General features: G+C 60.8%; 16 protein-coding genes. 13 read left to right on the forward strand and 3 right to left on the reverse strand.

Features of this window, described 5'->3' with window-relative positions; translation table 11 throughout:
* The first annotated feature begins 26 nt into the window (after positions 1-26).
* Positions 27-638: a trimeric intracellular cation channel family protein gene (locus tag HGP31_RS02840; protein ID WP_168757135.1), complete on the forward strand. Its 612-nt coding sequence runs from the start codon at positions 27-29 to the stop codon at positions 636-638.
* Positions 639-726: 88 nt separating this feature from the next.
* Here the strand turns inward: HGP31_RS02840 and queG are convergent, their stop codons facing one another.
* On the reverse strand, positions 727-1,791 hold the full coding sequence (queG, locus tag HGP31_RS02845) for a tRNA epoxyqueuosine(34) reductase QueG (RefSeq protein ID WP_020801357.1): 1,065 nt from the start codon (positions 1,789-1,791) through the stop codon (positions 727-729).
* A 63-nt stretch (positions 1,792-1,854) separates the two neighbouring features.
* Here queG and HGP31_RS02850 point away from each other — a divergent pair, with 63 nt between their 5' ends.
* The 12 genes from HGP31_RS02850 (at position 1,855) to HGP31_RS02905 (ending at position 16,860) form a co-directional block, all read left to right on the forward strand.
* Positions 1,855-3,354, forward strand: a complete 1,500-nt coding sequence (locus HGP31_RS02850; RefSeq protein ID WP_033040629.1) for a bifunctional ADP-dependent NAD(P)H-hydrate dehydratase/NAD(P)H-hydrate epimerase — start codon at positions 1,855-1,857, stop codon at positions 3,352-3,354.
* Complete coding sequence (tsaE, locus tag HGP31_RS02855) at positions 3,342-3,812, forward strand: tRNA (adenosine(37)-N6)-threonylcarbamoyltransferase complex ATPase subunit type 1 TsaE (protein ID WP_033040627.1); 471 nt, start codon at positions 3,342-3,344, stop codon at positions 3,810-3,812. Before HGP31_RS02850 ends, tsaE begins: the two co-directional genes overlap by 13 nt.
* 51 nt (positions 3,813-3,863) lie before the next feature.
* Entirely contained in the window at positions 3,864-5,246 is a 1,383-nt protein-coding gene (locus HGP31_RS02860; RefSeq protein ID WP_404821820.1) for an N-acetylmuramoyl-L-alanine amidase, read from the forward strand.
* Positions 5,243-7,153 (forward strand): DNA mismatch repair endonuclease MutL, encoded by a 1,911-nt coding sequence (gene mutL / locus HGP31_RS02865; RefSeq protein ID WP_020797710.1) that lies wholly within the window; start codon positions 5,243-5,245, stop codon positions 7,151-7,153. Before HGP31_RS02860 ends, mutL begins: the two co-directional genes overlap by 4 nt.
* Entirely contained in the window at positions 7,153-8,124 is a 972-nt protein-coding gene (gene miaA, locus HGP31_RS02870; protein ID WP_168759126.1) for a tRNA (adenosine(37)-N6)-dimethylallyltransferase MiaA, read from the forward strand. Before mutL ends, miaA begins: the two co-directional genes overlap by 1 nt.
* Before the next feature lie 94 nt (positions 8,125-8,218).
* The gene (gene hfq, locus HGP31_RS02875; protein WP_007902656.1) at positions 8,219-8,479 is read left to right on the forward strand and encodes an RNA chaperone Hfq; all 261 of its coding nucleotides are present in this window, start codon (positions 8,219-8,221) and stop codon (positions 8,477-8,479) included.
* Between the two features lie 12 nt (positions 8,480-8,491).
* Positions 8,492-9,793, forward strand: coding sequence for a ribosome rescue GTPase HflX (gene hflX, locus HGP31_RS02880; RefSeq protein WP_008064113.1), 1,302 nt, complete (start codon positions 8,492-8,494; stop codon positions 9,791-9,793).
* Positions 9,794-9,889: 96 nt separating this feature from the next.
* On the forward strand, positions 9,890-11,062 hold the full coding sequence (gene hflK / locus HGP31_RS02885; protein WP_033040620.1) for an FtsH protease activity modulator HflK: 1,173 nt from the start codon (positions 9,890-9,892) through the stop codon (positions 11,060-11,062).
* Positions 11,062-11,931, forward strand: a complete 870-nt coding sequence (gene hflC / locus HGP31_RS02890; RefSeq protein WP_020797707.1) for a protease modulator HflC — start codon at positions 11,062-11,064, stop codon at positions 11,929-11,931. Before hflK ends, hflC begins: the two co-directional genes overlap by 1 nt.
* A 311-nt stretch (positions 11,932-12,242) precedes the next feature.
* Positions 12,243-13,430 (forward strand): ATP phosphoribosyltransferase regulatory subunit, encoded by a 1,188-nt coding sequence (locus HGP31_RS02895; RefSeq protein WP_020797706.1) that lies wholly within the window; start codon positions 12,243-12,245, stop codon positions 13,428-13,430.
* 54 nt (positions 13,431-13,484) lie between these two features.
* Positions 13,485-14,774: an adenylosuccinate synthase gene (locus HGP31_RS02900; RefSeq protein WP_020797705.1), complete on the forward strand. Its 1,290-nt coding sequence runs from the start codon at positions 13,485-13,487 to the stop codon at positions 14,772-14,774.
* A gap of 151 nt (positions 14,775-14,925) precedes the next feature.
* Positions 14,926-16,860 (forward strand): methyl-accepting chemotaxis protein, encoded by a 1,935-nt coding sequence (locus tag HGP31_RS02905; RefSeq protein ID WP_033040616.1) that lies wholly within the window; start codon positions 14,926-14,928, stop codon positions 16,858-16,860.
* 98 nt (positions 16,861-16,958) lie between these two features.
* Here the strand turns inward: HGP31_RS02905 and HGP31_RS02910 are convergent, their stop codons facing one another.
* A complete protein-coding gene (locus tag HGP31_RS02910; protein WP_168757136.1) occupies positions 16,959-18,524 on the reverse strand; it encodes an ABC transporter permease in 1,566 nt (521 codons plus the stop codon).
* Positions 18,524-19,534, reverse strand: coding sequence for an extracellular solute-binding protein (locus HGP31_RS02915; RefSeq protein WP_020797702.1), 1,011 nt, complete (start codon positions 19,532-19,534; stop codon positions 18,524-18,526). Before HGP31_RS02915 ends, HGP31_RS02910 begins: the two co-directional genes overlap by 1 nt.
* Positions 19,535-19,745: the final 211 nt, after the last annotated feature.

Genomic DNA, 19,745 nt, shown 5'->3' on the forward strand with positions numbered 1-19,745 from the left:
CGCGCCTTTTCGCAAGGACTGCCACCATGTTGCTGATGCTTTACCTGATCGCCATCACCGCCGAAGCCATGACCGGTGCCCTGTCTGCCGGCCGCCGCGGCATGGACTGGTTCGGCGTGGTGCTGATCGCGTGCGTCACGGCGCTGGGCGGTGGTTCGGTGCGCGATGTGCTGCTAGGCCACTATCCGCTGACCTGGGTGAAGCACCCGGAATATCTGGTGCTGACCACCATTGCAGCGATGATCACGGTGTTCACCGTACGCTGGTTGCGCCATCTGCGCTCGTTGTTCCTGGTGCTCGACGCCGTGGGCCTGGTGGCGTTTACACTGATTGGCTGCATGACCGCCCTGGAAATGGGGCATGGCATGTTGGTTGCGTCGGTCAGCGGTGTGATCACCGGGGTTTTCGGCGGCATCCTGCGGGATATCTTCTGCAACGACATTCCGCTGATCTTTCGGCGCGAGTTGTACGCCAGTGTTTCCTTCGCGGCGGCGTGGTGCTACATGCTCTGCCTGTATCTGAATCTTCCTGGAGAGCAGGCGATCCTGATTACATTGTTCGGCGGCTTCCTACTACGCCTGCTGGCGATCCGCTTCCATTGGGAAATGCCCAAGTTCGTCTACAACGACGAAGCGTAACGCTGCGATCCCCTGTAGGAGCTGCCGCAGGCTGCGATCTTTTGACCTTAAAAAATCAAGGTCAAAAGATCGCAGCCTGCGGCAGCTCCTACACAAGACCGTGTTGTTTCAATGCCCACTCGACATGCTCGCGCACCAGTTCGGACGGATGTTCGCGTCGCGCCTTCAATGCCTCCAGTACCGGAATCGTTGAAGGCGCATTTCCCAAGCCCACCGCCAAGTTGCGCAGCCAGTTTTCGTAGCCGGCCCGGCGCAAGGGAGAACCTTCGGTGCTGCTGAGGAATTTATCCTCGTCCCACATGAACAACTCGGCCAGTCCGGCGTTGTCCAGGTTGTGCCGTGGCTTGAAATCGCTTTCGCCGGACGGACGGGCAAAGCGGTTCCACGGGCAGACGATCTGGCAGTCATCGCAACCGAACACCCGATTACCGATCAGCGGTCGCAGCTCTTCGGGGATGGCGCCCTTGAGTTCGATGGTCAAATAGGAAATACAGCGCCGGGCGTCCAGCACATAGGGGCCGACGAAGGCGTTGGTCGGGCAGATGTCGAGACAGGCGCTGCAGCGGCCGCAGTGTTCGGTGGCATGGGGTGGATCCACGGGCAACGGCAGGTCGACGAACAGTTCGGCCAGGAAGAAATAACTGCCAGCCTTGCGATTCAAGACCAGGGTGTTTTTGCCGATCCAGCCCAGACCCGCTTTCTCTGCGATGGCTTTTTCCAGCACGGGAGCGCTGTCGACAAACGCGCGATAACCAAACGGACCAATCTCGGCCTGGATTTTTTCCGCCAGTTGTTGCACGCGTTTGCGGATCAATTTGTGGTAATCGCGGCCCAAGGCATAACGCGAGACGTAGGCTTTTTCCGGTTGGGCGAGCAATTGCGCCATTCTGGTATCGCCCGACAGGTAGTCCATGCGCAGCGATACCACGCGCAAAGTGCCTGGTACCAGTTCTTCGGGGTGCGAGCGTTTGCTGCCGTGGGCGCCCATGTATTCCATTTCGCCGTGGTAGCCGGCTGCAAGCCAGCGTTCCAGGTGCTGCTCATGCTCGGCGAGGTCCAGGCCGCTGATGCCGACTTGTTGAAAGCCCAGCTCACGGCCCCAGTCCTTGATGGATTGGGCGAGGGCAGGCAGATCTGTGGTAATAGCGGGCATGAGGCGAGAGAAACCGGAGCTGAGGTGCGTATAATTCTGCCAGACATCGGAGCCCGTAGACGCATGCCGCACACTAAAGATGATTTACCCGACGCGCTGTACAGCGCCGCGCAGGTCCGAGGGCTCGATGCGAGCCTGATCGCGGCTGGCACATCGGGCTTCGAATTGATGCATCGCGCCGCACGGGCCACCTGGCGAGCGCTGGTCCGGCATTGGCCGGCGGCGAATGAATTAACGGTGGTCGCAGGCCACGGCAATAACGCTGGCGACGGTTACCTGGTTGCCGTGCTGGCCAAGCGCGGCGGGTGGACGGTACGGGTTCTGGCGGCAGGCGATCCCCGGCAGCTGCGCGGTGATGCGGCTTCGGCCCATGCCGAAGCGGTGTCCGAAAACGTGGTCATCGAAGCGTGGAGCGCGCAATCGGACTACCGGGGCATTGTCCTCGACGCCTTGCTCGGTACCGGCTTGGCCGGTGATGTGCGCGAGCCGTACGCCAGTGTCATCGCCGCGATCAACGCCAGCGGCCTTCCGGTGGTGGCGGTGGATATCCCCTCCGGGCTATGCGCTGATACCGGGCGCATCCTCGGTTGTGCCGTGCGAGCCGATCTGACGGTAACCTTTATCGGCCTGAAGTTGGGGTTATTCACCGGCGACGCGGCAAATGTGGTGGGCGAGCGGGTGTTCAATGACCTGCACGCCGATCCCCGGCTGCTCGAGGGGGCGCCGATTACCGCCCGACGCCTGACAGCCGGCAACCTGCCGCGCCTGGCCGCCCGCAGGGGCGCTTCCCATAAGGGCCAGTTCGGCCACGTATTGCTGATCGGTGGCGATCGCGGGCTGGGCGGGGCAATCCTGTTGAGCGCGCAAAGTGCATTGCGCAGCGGCGCGGGCATGGTGTCGCTGGCGACCCGCCCCGAGCATGTGCCGGCTGCCCTGGCCCGGATCCCCGAGGCGATGGCGCTGGGCGCTGCGTCGGCCAATCAACTGATGGATTTGCTTCAAAAGGTGTCCGTATTGGTGGTCGGCCCTGGACTGGGGCAGGGTGCATGGGGGAGAAGCTTGTTGTCGGCCGCCGCCAACGCACCCCTGCCGCAAGTCTGGGACGCCGATGCGCTGAACCTGCTGGCGGAAGGCCGGGTGAGCTTGCCCAAGGGGTGCGTGATCACGCCGCATCCGGGAGAAGCCGCTCGGTTGCTGGGACTCAGCACTGCCCAGGTTCAGGCCGATCGCCCCGCGGCGGCCCATGCACTGAGCAAAAAATACACAGCAGTGGTGGTGCTCAAGGGGGCCGGCAGTCTGATCGCCTGTCCTGACGGGCGGCTTGCCGTGTGTCATCAAGGTCATCCGGCAATGGCTGCCGCCGGTCTGGGCGACGTGCTGGCGGGTCTGGTGGGTGCGCTGCTGGCCCAGGGCATGGACGCGTTCGATGCGACTTGCCTGGCCGTCTGGCTACACGCCAATGCCGGTGAACGCCAAGGTAAATTCGGCCGTGGACTGGCGGCCAGTGATTTGATACCAGCCATTCGTCAGTTGTTGGAGGAGCAAGCACCGTGTCTGAAGTAACCCTGTACCTGGCCGATGAGCAGGCCATGAGCGACTTTGGCGCACGTATCGCCCGTATCACCGAGGGGCATGGCCTGATCTTCCTCGAAGGTAATCTGGGGATGGGGAAAACCACATTGTCCCGGGGTATCATTCGTGGTTTGGGGCATGTCGGGGCGGTCAAAAGCCCGACCTTCACCCTGGTCGAACCCTATGAGATCGGCGACATTCGTGCCTTCCATTTCGACTTGTATCGCCTGGTCGATCCGGAGGAGCTGGAATTTCTCGGCATCCGCGACTATTTCGAGGACGATGCGCTGTGCCTGATCGAATGGCCCGATAAAGGTGCAGGCTTTTTGCCAAAGCCCGACCTGACCATTACCATTAGCCCGCAAGACAGCGGGCGTTCGCTGAAAATTTTACCCAGGGGTTCGCGTGGCGAGGCCTGGTGTGCCGCTTTGGCATTGGAATCCAAATAGATGATGGGGTTAGGTATGCGCTTTCGCGCGTTGGTTGCTGCCGTAGGGGTGATGTTTCTGGCGGTGACCGTCGACGCTGTGGCCGAGACGAAGGTCAACAGTGTTCGCCTGTGGCGGGCTCCGGACAACACGCGGCTGGTGTTCGACCTGTCCGGTCCGGTGCAGCACAGCGTCTTTACGCTGACGGCCCCGGATCGCCTGGTCATCGACATCAATGGCGCGAGCCTCGGTGCGCCGTTGAACGTCAACTCGTCCAACACCCCGATCACCGCGATGCGCTCGGCACAACGTACGCCGACCGACTTGCGGGTGGTCATCGACCTGAAAAAGGCGGTGACGCCAAAAAGCTTCTCCTTGGCGCCCAACGCCCAGTATGGCAATCGCCTGGTGGTCGATCTGTTCGATAACCCGGCCGATGCCGCGCCACCGCCACCAGTGCCGACGCCATCGGTGGCCACGGTGCCGGCCGTTCCGGTCACGCCATCCGAACCTTCGATCAAGCTGCCTCCCGCACCGGCCGGCAAGCGCGACATCGTTGTGGTAATCGATGCCGGTCACGGTGGTGAAGACCCGGGCGCCTCCGGCTCCCGTGGTCAGCGCGAGAAGGACGTGGTGCTGCAGATCGCCCGTGAAACGCAGCGCCAGGTCAATGGCATGAAAGGCTTTCGCGCGGAGCTGACGCGCACCGGCGACTACTTCATTCCATTGCGTGGCCGTACGGAAATTGCCCGCAAGAAAGGCGCCGACCTGTTCGTCTCGATTCACGCCGACGCCGCGCCTTCTGCCGCGGCGTTCGGTGCCTCGGTGTTCGCCCTGTCCGATCGTGGTGCCACTTCGGAAACCGCGCGCTGGCTGGCCGACAGCGAAAACCGTTCCGACCTGATCGGTGGTGCCGGCAACGTCAGCCTCGACGATAAGGACCGCATGCTGGCTGGCGTATTGCTCGATCTGTCGATGACCGCGTCCCTGACCTCCAGCCTGAACGTCGGCCAGAAAGTGCTGAGCAACATCGGCCGGGTCACGCCACTGCACAAGCAACGCGTCGAGCAGGCCGGGTTCATGGTGCTGAAGTCGCCGGACATCCCGTCGATCCTGGTCGAAACCGGGTTTATCTCCAACGCCAACGAAGCCTCGAAGCTGGCTGCGTCGAGCCACCAGCAGGCGCTGGCGCGCTCCATCAGCAGCGGCGTGCGCCAGTTCTTCCAGCAGAATCCGCCACCGGGCACTTACATTGCCTGGCTGCGTGATTCCGGAAAAATCGCTCAAGGTCCTCGTGACCATCGGGTAAACCCGGGCGAGACGCTGGCGATGATCGCGGTGCGCTATCAAGTGTCCCCAGCGACCCTGCGCAGTGCCAACAACCTGTCGAGCGATGAGCTCAAGATCGGCCAGCACCTGACCATCCCAGGCACTGAACTGGCGGCCAAGGAATGAACGAAGTCGTGAACAACAGCGCTCGCATCGAGCTGCTCAGCCCACGGTTGGCGAACCAGATCGCCGCTGGCGAAGTGGTTGAACGGCCGGCTTCGGTGATCAAGGAGTTGCTGGAAAACAGCCTCGACTCCGGCGCCAAGCGCATCGATGTCGACGTGGAGCAGGGTGGCGTCAAGTTGCTCCGGGTGCGCGACGATGGCAGCGGCATTTCCGCCGATGACCTGCCGCTGGCCCTGGCGCGACACGCCACCAGCAAGATCCGCAACCTGGAAGATCTTGAACAGGTCATGAGCCTGGGCTTTCGCGGTGAGGCATTGGCATCGATCAGTTCGGTTGCGCGCCTGACCCTGACGTCGCGCACCCGCGATGCCGAGCAGGCCTGGCAAGTCGAGACCGAGGGCCGTGACATGGCGCCGCGGGTGCAGCCTGCGGCTCATCCGGTGGGTACCTCGGTCGAGGTGCGTGACCTGTTCTTTAATACTCCAGCACGCCGCAAGTTTCTCAAGACCGAAAAAACCGAATTCGATCACCTGCAGGAAGTCATCAGGCGCCTGGCCCTGGCGCGGTTCGACGTGGCCTTTCATCTGCGTCATAACGGCAAGACCATCCTCAGCCTGCACGAAGCCCGCGACGATGCAGCTCGCGCCCGGCGCGTGGCGGCCATTTGCGGACCCGGTTTCCTGGAGCAGGCGCTACCGATCGAAATCGAGCGCAATGGCCTGCATCTGTGGGGCTGGGTAGGGTTGCCGACCTTCAACCGCAGCCAGGCGGACTTACAGTATTTCTTTGTCAATGGTCGTGCCGTGCGCGACAAGCTGGTGGCACACGCCGTGCGCCAGGCTTATCGCGACGTATTGTTCAACGGCCGGCATCCGACGTTCGTGCTGTTCTTCGAGGTCGACCCGACGGGCGTCGATGTCAACGTGCACCCCACCAAGCACGAAGTGCGCTTCCGTGAAGGGCGCATGGTTCACGATTTTCTCTATGGCACCCTGCACCGTGCCTTGGGCGATGTGCGGCCGGACGATCATCTGGCGGCGCCGGTTGCGACAGCCGCAGTGCGGCCTACCGGCCTCGAAGCCGGTGAGTTCGGCCCGCAGGGTGAGATGCGCCTGGCCGCCAATGCGCTGCTGGAACAGCCTCAGGCACAGCCTTCGTTCAATGCGCCCGCCGGTTCGGGGGCAGGGGCTGGATATCAATATCAATACACCCCGCGTCCCCAGTCAGCTGTTCCGGTTGCAGAAGCACAGGCCGCCTATCGCGAATTCTTCGCGCCGTTGCCCGAGGCCAATGCGGTAGCGCTGCCAGCTGGTCAGGACGACATTCCGCCGCTGGGCTACGCGCTGGCGCAGCTCAAAGGCATCTACATCCTTTCGGAAAACGCCCAGGGGCTGGTGCTGGTAGACATGCATGCCGCTCATGAGCGGATCATGTACGAACGCCTGAAAGTCGCCATGGCCAGCGAAGGCTTGAGCGGGCAACCGCTGCTGGTGCCCGAAACCCTGGCACTCAGTCAACGTGAAGCCGATTGCGCCGAAGAGCATGTTGCCTGGTTCCAGCGCCTGGGCTTCGAACTGCAGCGCCTCGGCCCGGAAACCCTGGCCATTCGGCAGATACCAGCCTTGCTCAAACAGGCTGAGGCCAATCGACTGGTGGGTGACGTGTTAGCCGACTTGATGGAATATGGCACCAGCGACCGGATTCAGGCGCACCTCAACGAATTGCTCGGCACCATGGCCTGCCATGGCGCGGTCCGGGCCAATCGGCGCCTGGCCCTGCCGGAAATGAACGGTCTGCTGCGCGACATGGAAAACACCGAGCGCAGCGGTCAATGCAACCATGGCCGACCGACCTGGACCCAGCTGGGCCTGGACGATCTGGACAAACTGTTCTTGCGCGGTCGTTGATGAACCAGTTCCCCCCTGCGATTTTCCTGATGGGCCCGACCGCCGCCGGCAAGACCGACCTGGCCATCGAGCTCACCAAAGTGCTGCCCTGCGAGCTGATCAGTGTCGATTCGGCGCTGGTCTACCGCGGCATGGACATTGGTACCGCCAAGCCATCAAAAGAGCTGTTGGCAGAGTTCCCGCACCGTTTGATCGATATTCTCGACCCGGCCGAGGCCTACTCGGCGGCAGATTTCCGTCGCGATGCCCTGCAAGCCATGGCCGAGATCACCGCGCGGGGCAAAATTCCGCTGCTGGTCGGCGGCACAATGCTCTATTACAAGGCGTTGGTTGAAGGGCTTGCGGATATGCCGGCCGCCGACCCGGAGGTCCGCGCGCAGATCGAGGAAGAGGCTGCACGCCTTGGCTGGCAGGCGCTGCACGAGCAATTGGCGGTTATTGACCCGGTTTCCGCGGCACGTATTCATCCGAACGATCCGCAGCGTTTGAGTCGAGCGCTGGAAGTTTACCGTGTCAGCGGTCAAAGCATGACTGCGCTTCGCTTGCGACAATCTGCGCAAAGTACTGAAGCAGCCGCTTCGGGACGGCAACAATTGCCCTATACTGTCGCGAACTTGGCCATTGCTCCGGCGAATCGCCAGGTACTGCACGAGCGAATTAAACAAAGATTCACCTTAATGTTGGAACAGGGATTCATCGACGAGGTCCTAGTCCTGCGTAATAGAAGTGACCTGCATACAGGGTTGCCGTCTATACGTGCGGTGGGCTACCGCCAAGTCTGGGATTACCTGGATGGCAAGCTGACGTCAGCCGAGATGCAGGAGCGTGGAATCATTGCCACGCGCCAATTGGCGAAGCGCCAGTTCACCTGGCTTCGCAGTTGGGCTGATTTACACTGGCTGGACAGTCTCGATTGCGACAATCTGCCGCGCGCCTTGAAATACCTGGGGACCATCTCCATATTGAGCTGAGTCCTTGCAATTGCCGTCTATCCTTGGGGGTGGGGCGGCCAAAGCCATCTGTTTACCTATTTTTTTATATTGAATCCTTAAAGGAGTGCGGCACATGTCAAAAGGGCATTCGCTACAAGACCCTTACTTGAATACTTTACGTAAAGAGAAAGTTGGGGTGTCCATCTACCTGGTCAACGGGATTAAACTGCAAGGTACGATCGAGTCTTTCGACCAATTCGTTATCCTGCTGAAAAACACCGTCAGCCAAATGGTCTACAAACACGCTATCTCTACAGTAGTGCCGGTTCGTCCAATTCGTCTGCCTAGCGCAACCGAATCCGAAGCAGGTGATGCTGAGCCAGGTAACGCCTGATAGGAGTCTCCTTTGTTCTTTGAGCGCCACGGTGGTGGTGAACGGGCCATTCTCGTTCACTTGGATGGACAGGACCCTGAGGCGCGCGAAGATCCGCAGGAGTTTCAGGAGTTGGCAATTTCGGCTGGCGCCGAGACCGTCGCGTTTTTCAACGTGCCGCGTCATCGGCCATCCGCCAAATACCTGATTGGCAGTGGCAAGGTCGAGGAATTACGCGATCTGGTCAAAGCCGAGCAGGTAGATCTGGTGATTTTCAATCACACCCTCACGCCCAGTCAGGAACGTAACCTCGAACGCGCTTTCGAGTGTCGCGTGATCGACCGTACGGGTCTGATTCTCGATATCTTCGCCCAACGCGCCCGCACCCATGAAGGCAAGCTCCAGGTTGAACTGGCCCAGCTTGAATACATGAGTACGCGGCTGGTTCGCGGCTGGACTCACCTTGAGCGGCAGAAGGGTGGTATCGGCTTGCGCGGTCCGGGTGAAACCCAGCTGGAAACCGACCGGCGTCTGTTGCGGGTTCGCCTGCGGCAGATCAAGGGGCGCCTGGAAAAGGTCCGCAGCCAGCGCGAGCAGTCGCGTCGTGGCCGCAAGCGGGCTGACATACCGACGGTTTCACTGGTGGGCTACACCAACGCCGGCAAGTCGACGTTGTTCAACTCGGTGACCGATTCCGAAGTTTTCGCCGCCGACCAACTCTTCGCCACCCTCGACCCGACCTTGCGCCGACTCGAACTCGATGACCTCGGGCCGATCGTGCTGGCCGACACCGTGGGTTTCATTCGTCACCTGCCGCACAAGCTGGTCGAGGCATTTCGGGCTACGCTCGAAGAGTCGAGCAATTCCGACCTGCTGCTGCATGTGATCGACTCCCATGAGCCCGAGCGCATGGCCCAGATTGAACAGGTCATGGTGGTGCTTGGGGAGATCGGGGCTCAAGACTTGCCGATCCTGGAGGTCTATAACAAACTCGATTTGCTTGAGGGCGTGGAGCCGCAGATCCAGCGCGATGCCGATGGCAAGCCGCAGCGGGTCTGGTTGTCGGCCAAGGACGGTACAGGCCTGGACCTGCTCAGGCAGGCCGTGGCCGAACTGCTTGGGGATGATTTGTTTGTTGGCACCTTGCGCTTGCCCAACCGATTTGCTCGACTGCGTGCGCAGTTCTTCGAACTCGGGGCGGTACAGAAGGAAGAACATGACGACGAAGGCATCAGTTTGCTGGCCGTTCGTTTGCCACGCGCCGAGTTGAATCGGCTGGTGAGCCGCGAAGGTTTGCAACCGGTGGAATTCATCGAGCAACACACTTTGCAATAAAAGCCTGAGAAAGCGGTTGTGCCGTGGTGACAGGCATTCTGTAGCATTGGTCGGCGCGCCGTGGGTGCGTCTTTGCTTTATCAGATGGAGAGCGCTATGGCTTGGAATGAGCCGGGTGGCAACTCGAATAATCAGGATCCTTGGGGTGGCAAGCGTCGTAATAACGGCGACCGCAAGGGGCCGCCGGATCTCGACGAGGCCTTCCGAAAGCTGCAGGAAAGCCTGAATGGGTTGTTCGGTGGTGGCAAGAAACGCGGGGATGATGGTGGTGGTTCGGGCAAGAGCGGCGGCTTCGGCGGCCTGCTGGGCATCGGCCTGGTCGTATTGGCAGCCGTTTGGCTGTACAGCGCGGTCTATGTCGTCGACGAGCAGGAGCAAGCCGTGGTGCTGCGCTTCGGCAAGTACTACGAAACCGTCGGCCCCGGCCTGAATATCTACTTCCCGCCGATCGACAAGAAGTACATGGAAAACGTCACGCGTGAGCGTGCGTACACCAAGCAAGGTCAAATGCTGACTGAAGACGAAAACATCGTCGAAGTGCCGCTGACCGTGCAGTACAAGATCAGCAACCTGCAGGACTTCGTGCTGAGCGTCGATCAGCCGGAAATCAGCCTGCAGCACGCGACCGACAGCGCCCTGCGCCATGTGGTGGGTTCCACCGCGATGGACCAGGTGTTGACCGAAGGTCGTGAATTGATGGCCAGCGAGATCAAGGAGCGCCTGCAACGCTTCATGGATACCTATCGCACCGGTATCACCGTTACCCAGGTGAACGTACAGAGCGCAGCGGCACCGCGCGAAGTACAGGAAGCCTTCGATGACGTGATCCGCGCCCGTGAAGACGAGCAGCGTTCGCGCAACCAGGCTGAAACCTATGCCAACGGCGTCGTGCCGGAAGCTCGTGGTCAGGCCCAGCGCATCCTTGAAGATGCCAATGGCTACCGTGACGAAACCGTCTCGCGTGCCAAGGGTGAGGCCGATCGCTTCAGCAAGCTGGTCGCCGAGTACCGCAAGGCACCTGAAGTCACCCGCCAGCGTCTGTACCTGGACACCATGCAGGAAGTCTTCAGTAACACCAGCAAGGTTCTCGTGACCGGTAACAAGAATGGCCAGAGCAACCTGCTGTACCTGCCGCTGGACAAAATGGTCGAAAGTGGTCGCAGCACCAGCACCCAGGTGACCGGCGCGGCAGCCACCAGCAATGAAGCGAATGCGCGTGCGGCAGCTGATCTGCAGCAACAGCAAGCACGTACCAGGGAGAGTCGCTGATGAGCAATAAATCGCTGATCGCCCTTATTGTCGGCGTCGTCGTGGCGATCGCAGCCTGGAACTGCTTCTACATCGTGGCTCAGACCGAGCGTGCGGTGTTGCTGCAGTTCGGTCGCGTGGTCCAGGCCGATGTTCAGCCAGGCCTGCATGTGAAGGTGCCTTACGTTAACCAGGTGCGTAAATTTGATGCTCGCCTGATGACGCTGGATGCACCGACGCAACGCTTCCTGACGCTGGAAAAGAAGGCCGTGATGGTCGATGCGTTCGCCAAGTGGCGGGTGAAGGACGCCGAGCGTTTCTACACCGCGACCTCCGGTCTGAAGCAGATTGCCGACGAGCGTCTGTCCCGTCGTCTCGAATCGGGCCTGCGTGACCAGTTCGGTAAGCGCACCTTGCACGAAGTCGTGTCCGGTGAGCGTGATGCGCTGATGGCGGATATCACCGCTTCGCTGAACAAGATGGCTGAAAAGGAGTTGGGCATCGAGGTTGTCGATGTTCGGGTCAAGACCATCGACTTGCCGAAGGAAGTGAACCGCAGCGTGTTCGAACGTATGAGCACCGAGCGTGAGCGTGAAGCTCGCGAGCATCGCGCCAAGGGTAACGAGCTGGCTGAAGGCATCCGTGCCGACGCCGATCGTCAACGTCGCGTGCTGTTGGCTGAAGCCTATCGTGAATCCGAAGAGATTCGCGGTGATGGTGACGCTGAGGCCGCTTCGATCTACTCCAAGGCCTACGGTCAGGATCAGGAGTTCTACGCGTTCTACCGTAGCCTGCGTGCCTACCGTGAAAGCTTCGCGAACAAATCCGACGTCATGGTCCTGGACCCAAGCAGTGACTTCTTCCATTACCTGGAAAAAGCCAAGCCTTGATACAACGTTGACCTGATTCATCCCGCCGGGCGGCTAATACCTCTGGCGGGGTGATCCTTTGGGAAAACGTGTGTATGATGCGGCAGCCGGGAAATTCCCGGCTTTTTTGCGTCTGCATGTTTGAATGCTGTTTTGTGCAGGTGCCCGAGCTGAATGCTCGACAGGTTTTTCGAGGAAAGTGATTGGCGAAGCCGGTAACAGGCGTTTCGCTTCGTTGCTCCTGCGCCTGATTTATGAACATGGGCTGATCATTTTCTGCTTCACTCAAGGCTCGGCCGCAGGCTGGCCGCCCGGATACAGGGGAAGGCGTAATGGCAACGGTAGACCGCTGGCTATTGCCAGATGGCATCGAAGAAGTACTGCCACCGGAAGCGGCGCGTATCGAAGTAGCGCGTCGCCAGGTGTTGGATCTGTTCCAGAGCTGGGGTTACGAGTTTGTCGTGACTCCCCATATCGAGTACCTGGAGTCCCTGCTGACCGGCGCGGGCCAGGACCTGGATCTGCGTACCTTCAAGGTCATTGACCCGCAATCGGGCCGGCAGATGGGGTTCCGTGCCGACATCACGCCGCAAGTGGCGCGCATCGATGCGCATACCTTGCGCCGCGAAGGGCCAAGTCGCCTGTGCTACGCCGGTAGCGTACTGCATGCCCAGCCACGTGCCTTGTCGTCCTCGCGCAGCCCGATCCAGTTGGGCGCCGAGTTGTATGGCGATGCCAGCCCGAGCAGCGACGTGGAAGTCATCAGCCTGATGCTCGCCATGCTGCAACTGGCTGATGTACCGGATGTCCACATGGACCTGGGGCATGTCGGTATCTACCGCGGCCTGGCCCGCGCCGCCGGTCTGTCCGGTGAAGTTGAACAGCAGTTGTTCGATGCGTTGCAACGCAAAGCCATCGATGAGGTCATTACCTTGACCGAAGGCTTGCCGGCTGACCTGTCGGGCATGCTGCGCGCCCTGGTCGACTTGTGTGGTGGCCGTGAAGTGCTGGCGGCTGCGCGTGAGCGTCTGGCCAAGGCCCCGGCTGCAGTGTTGGCGGCATTGGATGACTTGTTGGCAATCGCCGAGCGTTTGTCCGTGCGTTTCCCGCAGTTGCCACTGTACTTCGACCTGGGCGAGTTGCGCGGTTACCACTACCACACCGGTGTAGTGTTCGCCGTGTTCGTGCCGGGTGTGGGCCAGTCCATTGCCCAGGGTGGTCGTTACGACGACATCGGCGCCGACTTCGGTCGCGCTCGTCCGGCAACCGGCTTCTCTACCGATTTGAAAACCCTGGTGACCCTGGGGCGTGCTGAGATCCAGCTACCGTCTGGCGGTATCTGGATGCCTGACAGTACGGATGCGGCACTCTGGCAGCAGGTTTGCCAGTTGCGCAGTGAGGGTCAGCGTGTTGTCCAGGCATTGCCTGGGCAACCTTTGGCCGCCGCCCGTGAAGCGGACTGCGACCGGCAATTGATTCAGCAGAACGGGCTTTGGCAAGTATCGCCACTGGCTTCTTGAGTTTTCCTGCCGGCTGCCGCCGGCACCAAGTTTGCGCGAATGAGGACAAGTGTTATGGGTAAGAATGTCGTAGTCCTGGGCACCCAGTGGGGTGATGAGGGCAAAGGCAAGATCGTTGATCTGCTGACCGAACATGCTGCCGCCGTAGTGCGCTACCAGGGTGGCCACAACGCCGGTCACACCTTGGTGATCGACGGTGAAAAAACTGTCTTGCACCTGATCCCTTCGGGCGTATTGCGCGAAGGCGTGCAGTGCCTGATCGGCAACGGCGTGGTGGTTGCACCTGACGCCCTGCTGCGCGAGATCACCAAGCTGGAAGAAAAAGGCGTACCGGTGCGCGAGCGCCTGCGTATCAGCCCGTCCTGCCCACTGATCCTGTCCTTCCACGTTGCGTTGGACCAGGCCCGTGAAAAGGCCCGTGGCGAGCTGAAGATCGGCACCACCGGTCGCGGCATCGGCCCGGCTTACGAAGACAAGGTTGCACGCCGTGGCCTGCGCGTGGGCGATCTGCTCAACATGCCGCGCTTTGAAGACAAACTGCGTGAACTGGTGGAATACCACAACTTCATGCTGGTGGGTTACTACAAAGAGCCGGCCATCGACTTCGACAAGACCCTGGCCGAATGCAAAGAGTACGCGGAGCTGCTCAAGCCGCTGATGCTGGACGTGACTGCCGAGTTGCACGACCTGCGTCGCGCTGGCAAAGACATCATGTTCGAAGGCGCCCAAGGCTCCCTGCTGGACATCGACCACGGTACCTACCCGTACGTGACCAGCTCTAACACCACCGCTGGCGGCGTAGCTACCGGTTCGGGTGTTGGCCCTATGTTCCTGGACTACATCCTGGGCATTACCAAGGCTTACACCACGCGTGTAGGTTCGGGTCCATTCCCGACTGAGTTGTTCGACGAAGTCGGTGCGCACCTGGCTAAACAAGGTCACGAGTTCGGCGCGACTACCGGCCGTGCTCGGCGTTGTGGTTGGTTCGACGCTGTTATCCTGCGTCGCGCTATCGATGTGAACAGCATCTCGGGCATCTGCCTGACCAAGCTGGACGTGCTCGACGGTCTGGAAACCATCAACATCTGCGTCGGCTACAAAGATGCGCAAGGCAACGCCGTTGCCCCGACTGATGCTGACAGCTACGTGGGCCTGCAGCCTGTGTACGAAGAGGTGCCGGGCTGGACCGAGTCGACCGTGGGTGCCAAAACCCTGGAAGAGCTGCCAGCTAACGCCCGTGCTTACATCAAACGCGTCGAAGAGCTGATCGGCGCGCCGATCGACATTATTTCGACGGGTCCGGACCGCAACGAAACCATCGTTCTGCGCCATCCGTTCGCTTGATAAGCTGTTGATGTAAAACACAAAGGCCCCTCAATAGGGGCCTTTGTCGTATATGTCTGTAGGACGGCATGACCTTTGCTATTACCTTTGCCTAAAGCGTCACTTTCGGGCGTGCCATCAATTTAATGGCGCAAATGCAGAGGGATTTCAAGTGTCAGCTGTTCTCTCGTTGTTACAAAGCCGTTTGTTGCGGCCTGTATTCGTTACCCTTGGTATCGCCCTTTTGGTGCAGGTGCTGGTGGCGGTCGCGCTGACCCGGAGCACTGTGACGGCGCTGGAAGCCGATCTCGCCCAGCGCCTGGGGGCGGACAGTCAAAAACTGTCCGGTGAGCTCGAGCAGGCGGGGCGTGAAGTCACGTCGAGCCTGGACAGCCTGTCTGCCAGTACGCGTCAACGCCTCACGGCTGGCTTGTCTTCGCGATTGAAGGACGAGCAGGCCCAGTTGCGTTCGACCCTGGAAAAAGACCTGAAGGATTCCGCCAGCGACATGGCACAGCTTCTGGCCTCGGTGGCGCCTCGCGCCATGTGGGATAACGACGTGCCGACCTTGTCCGAGTTTGCCCGTCGGGCCCAGCGCAACCCCAATGTCCTGTTCGTGGTGTACGACGACGCCACGGGCCAGCATCTGACGCGTTACCTCAACCGGGAAAACCCGATCAACAAGGCGCTGCTGGAAAAAGGCCAGGGCGAGCGCGCACTGGACAAGGTGCTGGACGCGGCGAAGAACGATCCGTCGGTCTTCTACGTCGAGGCCTCGATCAACCCTAATGGCGTGGAGATCGGCAAGGTCTTGATGGGCGTCTCGACGGCGTCGGTAGAGGCCGACCTGGCGGCACTGGACAAGCGCTTCTCGGCGTTGATTGCCAGTGGCGACCAGTTGGTGGGCGACAGCCTCAAAGGCGCGGCGGCCGACAGCGCAGCGGCCATGGGTGCACGTCTGCAATCGGCGCAGTCCACGGCCGCTGAAATGAAAGCCAATACCACCGCCACCGTGCAGGAGGCCGCGACAACCCTGCGCTGGCGTATTGGAGTGAGCCTGGCTTTGGTGGGCTTTGGTGTCCTGCTGTTGCTGGCGGTCGTGCTCGGGCGCCGAGTCGTCAACCGCCTGAGGATGTTGATTGTCGCCATGGATGACCTGGCGGCGGGTGAGGGCGATCTGACCAAGCGTGTGCAGATCAGCAGCAGGGACGAAATCGGCGATATGGCGTCGGCGGTCAATCGCTTCGTCGACAAATTGCAGCCGATAGTGCGCGAGGCGGGTGATGTCGCCCAGCGTACCGGTGTGGAAATTGGCGCCATGACATTGCGCAACGCGGGGGCGGATGCGGCGGCGGGCATGCAGCGCGATGAGGTGGCTGAAAGCCTGCGGGCCTTGTCACGAATGGCGGATGAGGCGCAGTCGGAAAGCCAGGCCATGCAAGCGGCATTGAAGCAGGTGGTGGATATCCGCCAGGCCACCGACGAAAACACCCGGACTTCGGCGAAAGTCGGCACTCTGATTGAAGCGTTGGCGGGCCAGGTTGAGACTGGCGCGCAAGTGATTGAGCGCCTGGCACAGCAGAGTGAGCAGATTGAGGTAGTGCTGACGGTCATTCATGGGATTGCCGAACAGACCAACCTGCTGGCGCTGAACGCGGCCATTGAGGCAGCGCGCGCCGGCGAAACCGGTCGCGGCTTTGCGGTGGTGGCAGATGAAGTGCGCGCGTTGGCGAGCAAGACGCAAAGCTCCACCGGCGATATCCAGGCGCACATCGTAGCGTTGCAGCAAGGTGCCCGCGAGGCCGTAGCGGCAATCGGCCAGGCCGGGCGCCAGGCCAGTGAAGGCCTGTTGGTTCTGCGTGACAGCGCGCGGTTGCAGCAATCGGTGCAGGCTTCGGTCGAGCAGGTGCACACGGCAATCGGCCTGGCGACCCAGGCTGCCGAGCATCAGGCTCGGGGAGCACAGGCTGTGCGAGGTCGGGTCGAGACCATTCATGTGCAAGCCGAAAAGGCGGCCCAGGCGGTGGTGGAAACCACGGCCAGCGGCAAGGTGCTCGATGGCCTGGCGGCGCAGCTCAAAGCCAGCTTGGGGCAGTTCAGGGCTTGATGTTTTGCCTGGCCTGGCCTGGCCTCTTCGCGAGCAGGCTCGCTCCCACAGGTGATCTACCGAGCCCTGTGGGAGCGAGCCTGCTCGCGAAAGCGATCTCAGCGGCTCAAATACATCCGGGTTGTTAATAGATATACAGGCAGCCCCGACACCAATATCAACAACGCCGCATAAGGCGCCGCCGCCGCAAACTCCACATTCGCGGTATGCGCCCACACCTCAGTGGCCAGCGTGTTGAGCCCGGTTGGGCTCAACAGCAAGGTCGCCGTCAATTCCTTCATCGCATCCAGAAATACCAATGCAAACGCTGCTCCCAGCGCCGGAAAAATGATTGGCAGCGTTATCCGGCAAAACGCACTGAACGAAGATGCCCCCAGCGTGCGCGCCGCCTCTTCCAGTTGCGGCGCAGCCTTGTTCAGTGCTGTGCGAATCGGTGCCTGGGCCAGCGGTAGAAACAGCAGCGCATAAGCAATCAGCAGCAGTGTCGAAGTCTGGTACAGCACCGGCACATAGTGGAGCGCGAAATACACCAGGGTCAGTGCAATCACCAGGCCTGGCAGCGCGTGCAGCAGATACGGCAAACGTTCTGCCCAGATTGCCAGTGGCCCTTTATAGCGCACCACCAGCAACCCCACCGGCAACGCCAGCAGCAGACAAAACGCCGCGCCGCCCAAGGACAGGGCCAGGGAGGAAAGCAGCGCCTCGCTGATCGCGGCGATCGGGAATGCCGCCGACGAGCCCACGGCCAGCCAGTACGCCAGCATTCCCAGAGGAATGCCGCTGCCGATGATCGCCAGCAACAGGCAGTAAAGCTGCCCAGCCATCATCCAGGGGCCCAATCTGACCTGTTCTGCCTGTCGCGCCGCGCCCTGGCCTGTACGTACATGCCGGCCTTTGCCGCGAACGCGCAGTTCCAGCCACAGCAACATCAAGCACAGCGCCAGCAACACCGCCGAGAGCATCGCGGCGTTGGCGTTGCTGAACTCCAACTCGAACTGTTGGTAAATGGCGGTGGTGAAGGTTTGCAGGCCAATGATCGACAGTGCACCGAATTCCACCAGCATGTGCAGGGCAATCAGTAGCGATCCCGCCAGCAGCGAAGGCCAGAGCAGCGGTAGGGTGACGCGGAAAAACACTCCCCGGCGATTCTGCCCCAGGGTGCGGGCAGACTCTTCCAGTGAGGGGTCGAGATTGCGCAGGGTGGCGGCCACCGGCAAGAAGATCAGCGGGTATTTGGACAGGCTCATCACCAGGATAGCCCCGCCGAGCCCTTCGAAATGTGCGCTCAGCGACACCCAGGTAAAACTGCTGACAAACGCCGGTACGGCGAACGGTAAACACAGAATCACGCCCCACAGGCGTCGCCCCGGCAGATTGCTGCGCTCCAGCAGCCATGCCAGCGACAGGCCGATCACGCCGCAAGTCAGTGTCACGCCAATCATCAGCGCCAGGGTATTGCGCAGCAGGCCAAACACATAAGGCCGCCACAGCAGATGCAGCGCCTGGGCCCAACCCGCTTGCCAGGCCTTCAGGCCGACGTAGGCCAGGGGAAGCAAGCTGAGCACGACCAGCAGTAACACCGGCAGAATCAACCAGATGGAAGGCCGCCTGCGCCCTGGTACGTATCGACCGTGCGAGGCGGAGGCGGATAGCGATGCGCTCATCAGTTCAGGCCAACCTCGCGTTCCAGGTCCAAGGCTTCTTCGGCATTGCCGAGGTCGGCGGGCGTGACGTTCGGTGCTTGCAGTTCGCTGAAAGGCTTGAGGCCGCGATCCGATTGCATGCCTTTGTGTAGCGGGTATTCGGCGGTGGTCTGGGTGATCACGCGCTGGCCCTCTTCACTGGCCATGTAGGCGAGCAGTTGCTGGGCTTCTTTTGGATGTTTGCTGGATTTCAGCACGGCCGCACTCGATACGGTAATCAGGCCGCCGACGTCGCCGCCAGTGAAGTAATGCAGTTTCGAATCGAGCTGGCCCTTTTCGCGCTGCAAGGCGAACCAGTAGTAGTTGTTTACCAGCACCGTCGCGACTTCGCCGTTTTCCACGGCTTTTAGGGCAACCATGTTGTTGCTGTAGGTCTTGCCGAAAGCGCGCAAGCCGGTCAGCCATTCTTCCGCAGCCTCCATGCCGTGCACCTTGATGATCGCCACGGCTTGTTCCTGGAAGGCGCCGCTGGTAGGGACGAAGCCGACCTTGCCTTGCCATTTTGGATCGGAGAATTCCATCACCGATTTCGGCAGGTCTTTTTCGTCAATCAACTTCGGGTTGAATGCGACGACACGCACCCGAGCGGTGACGCCAATCCAGGTGCCGTCAGCGGCGACATAGTCCTTGGGCAGAACGGCCAGCGTGGTGTCGTCGGCCTTGGCCAGAACGCCTTGCTCGCCGAGTTTGTTCAGTGGCGGCGACTCTTCGGTGTAGATCACATCGGCGGGAGAGCGATCGCCTTCTTCGACGACTTGGCTGGCAAGCTGGTTGCTGCTGCCCTTGCGCACATTGACGTGAATGCCTGTCTTGGCTTCGAAGGCTTTGGCGACCGCATCGCCGACTTCCTTGTGTTGGCCGTTATAGAGTGTAAGGGAGACTGGATCGGCAGCCTGGGTGAGGGGGGTGGCGAGTGCCAGGCCAAGCAGAGTGGTGGTCAGGCCGCGGCGCAGGGTATTTCGAAACATCATTCGCAGGGTTCCTCACTGTCGCATTGCAAAATCTTGCAACAATGATAAACGATATTGTTTCTCATATGCGCTCTGGGCGGAGCAATTGATCTGTAGGAGCTGCCGAAGGTTGCGATCTTTTGATCTTAAAAACCAAAATCAAAAGATCGCAACCTTCGGCAGCTCCTACAGGGGCCAGAAACGCAAAAACCCGCTTTCGCGGGTTTCTGTG

This window comes from Pseudomonas umsongensis, assembly GCF_012647205.1.
Lineage (GTDB): Bacteria > Pseudomonadota > Gammaproteobacteria > Pseudomonadales > Pseudomonadaceae > Aquipseudomonas > Aquipseudomonas umsongensis.

Bases quoted from the DNA above. Each gene is read 5' to 3' on its own strand.
- queG (WP_020801357.1), bottom strand. From the start codon at position 1,791: ATGCCCGCTATTACCACAGATCTGCCTGCCCTCGCCCAATCCATCAAG.
- HGP31_RS02910 (WP_168757136.1), bottom strand. From the start codon at position 18,524: ATGAGCGCATCGCTATCCGCCTCCGCCTCGCACGGTCGATACGTACCA.
- hfq (WP_007902656.1), top strand. From the start codon at position 8,219: ATGTCAAAAGGGCATTCGCTACAAGACCCTTACTTGAATACTTTACGT.
- miaA (WP_168759126.1), top strand. From the start codon at position 7,153: ATGAACCAGTTCCCCCCTGCGATTTTCCTGATGGGCCCGACCGCCGCC.
- HGP31_RS02900 (WP_020797705.1), top strand. From the start codon at position 13,485: ATGGGTAAGAATGTCGTAGTCCTGGGCACCCAGTGGGGTGATGAGGGC.
- hflK (WP_033040620.1), top strand. From the start codon at position 9,890: ATGGCTTGGAATGAGCCGGGTGGCAACTCGAATAATCAGGATCCTTGG.
- HGP31_RS02895 (WP_020797706.1), top strand. From the start codon at position 12,243: ATGGCAACGGTAGACCGCTGGCTATTGCCAGATGGCATCGAAGAAGTA.
- HGP31_RS02860 (WP_404821820.1), top strand. From the start codon at position 3,864: ATGTTTCTGGCGGTGACCGTCGACGCTGTGGCCGAGACGAAGGTCAAC.
- HGP31_RS02850 (WP_033040629.1), top strand. From the start codon at position 1,855: ATGCCGCACACTAAAGATGATTTACCCGACGCGCTGTACAGCGCCGCG.
- mutL (WP_020797710.1), top strand. From the start codon at position 5,243: ATGAACGAAGTCGTGAACAACAGCGCTCGCATCGAGCTGCTCAGCCCA.
- HGP31_RS02840 (WP_168757135.1), top strand. From the start codon at position 27: ATGTTGCTGATGCTTTACCTGATCGCCATCACCGCCGAAGCCATGACC.
- HGP31_RS02915 (WP_020797702.1), bottom strand. From the start codon at position 19,534: ATGATGTTTCGAAATACCCTGCGCCGCGGCCTGACCACCACTCTGCTT.
- hflC (WP_020797707.1), top strand. From the start codon at position 11,062: ATGAGCAATAAATCGCTGATCGCCCTTATTGTCGGCGTCGTCGTGGCG.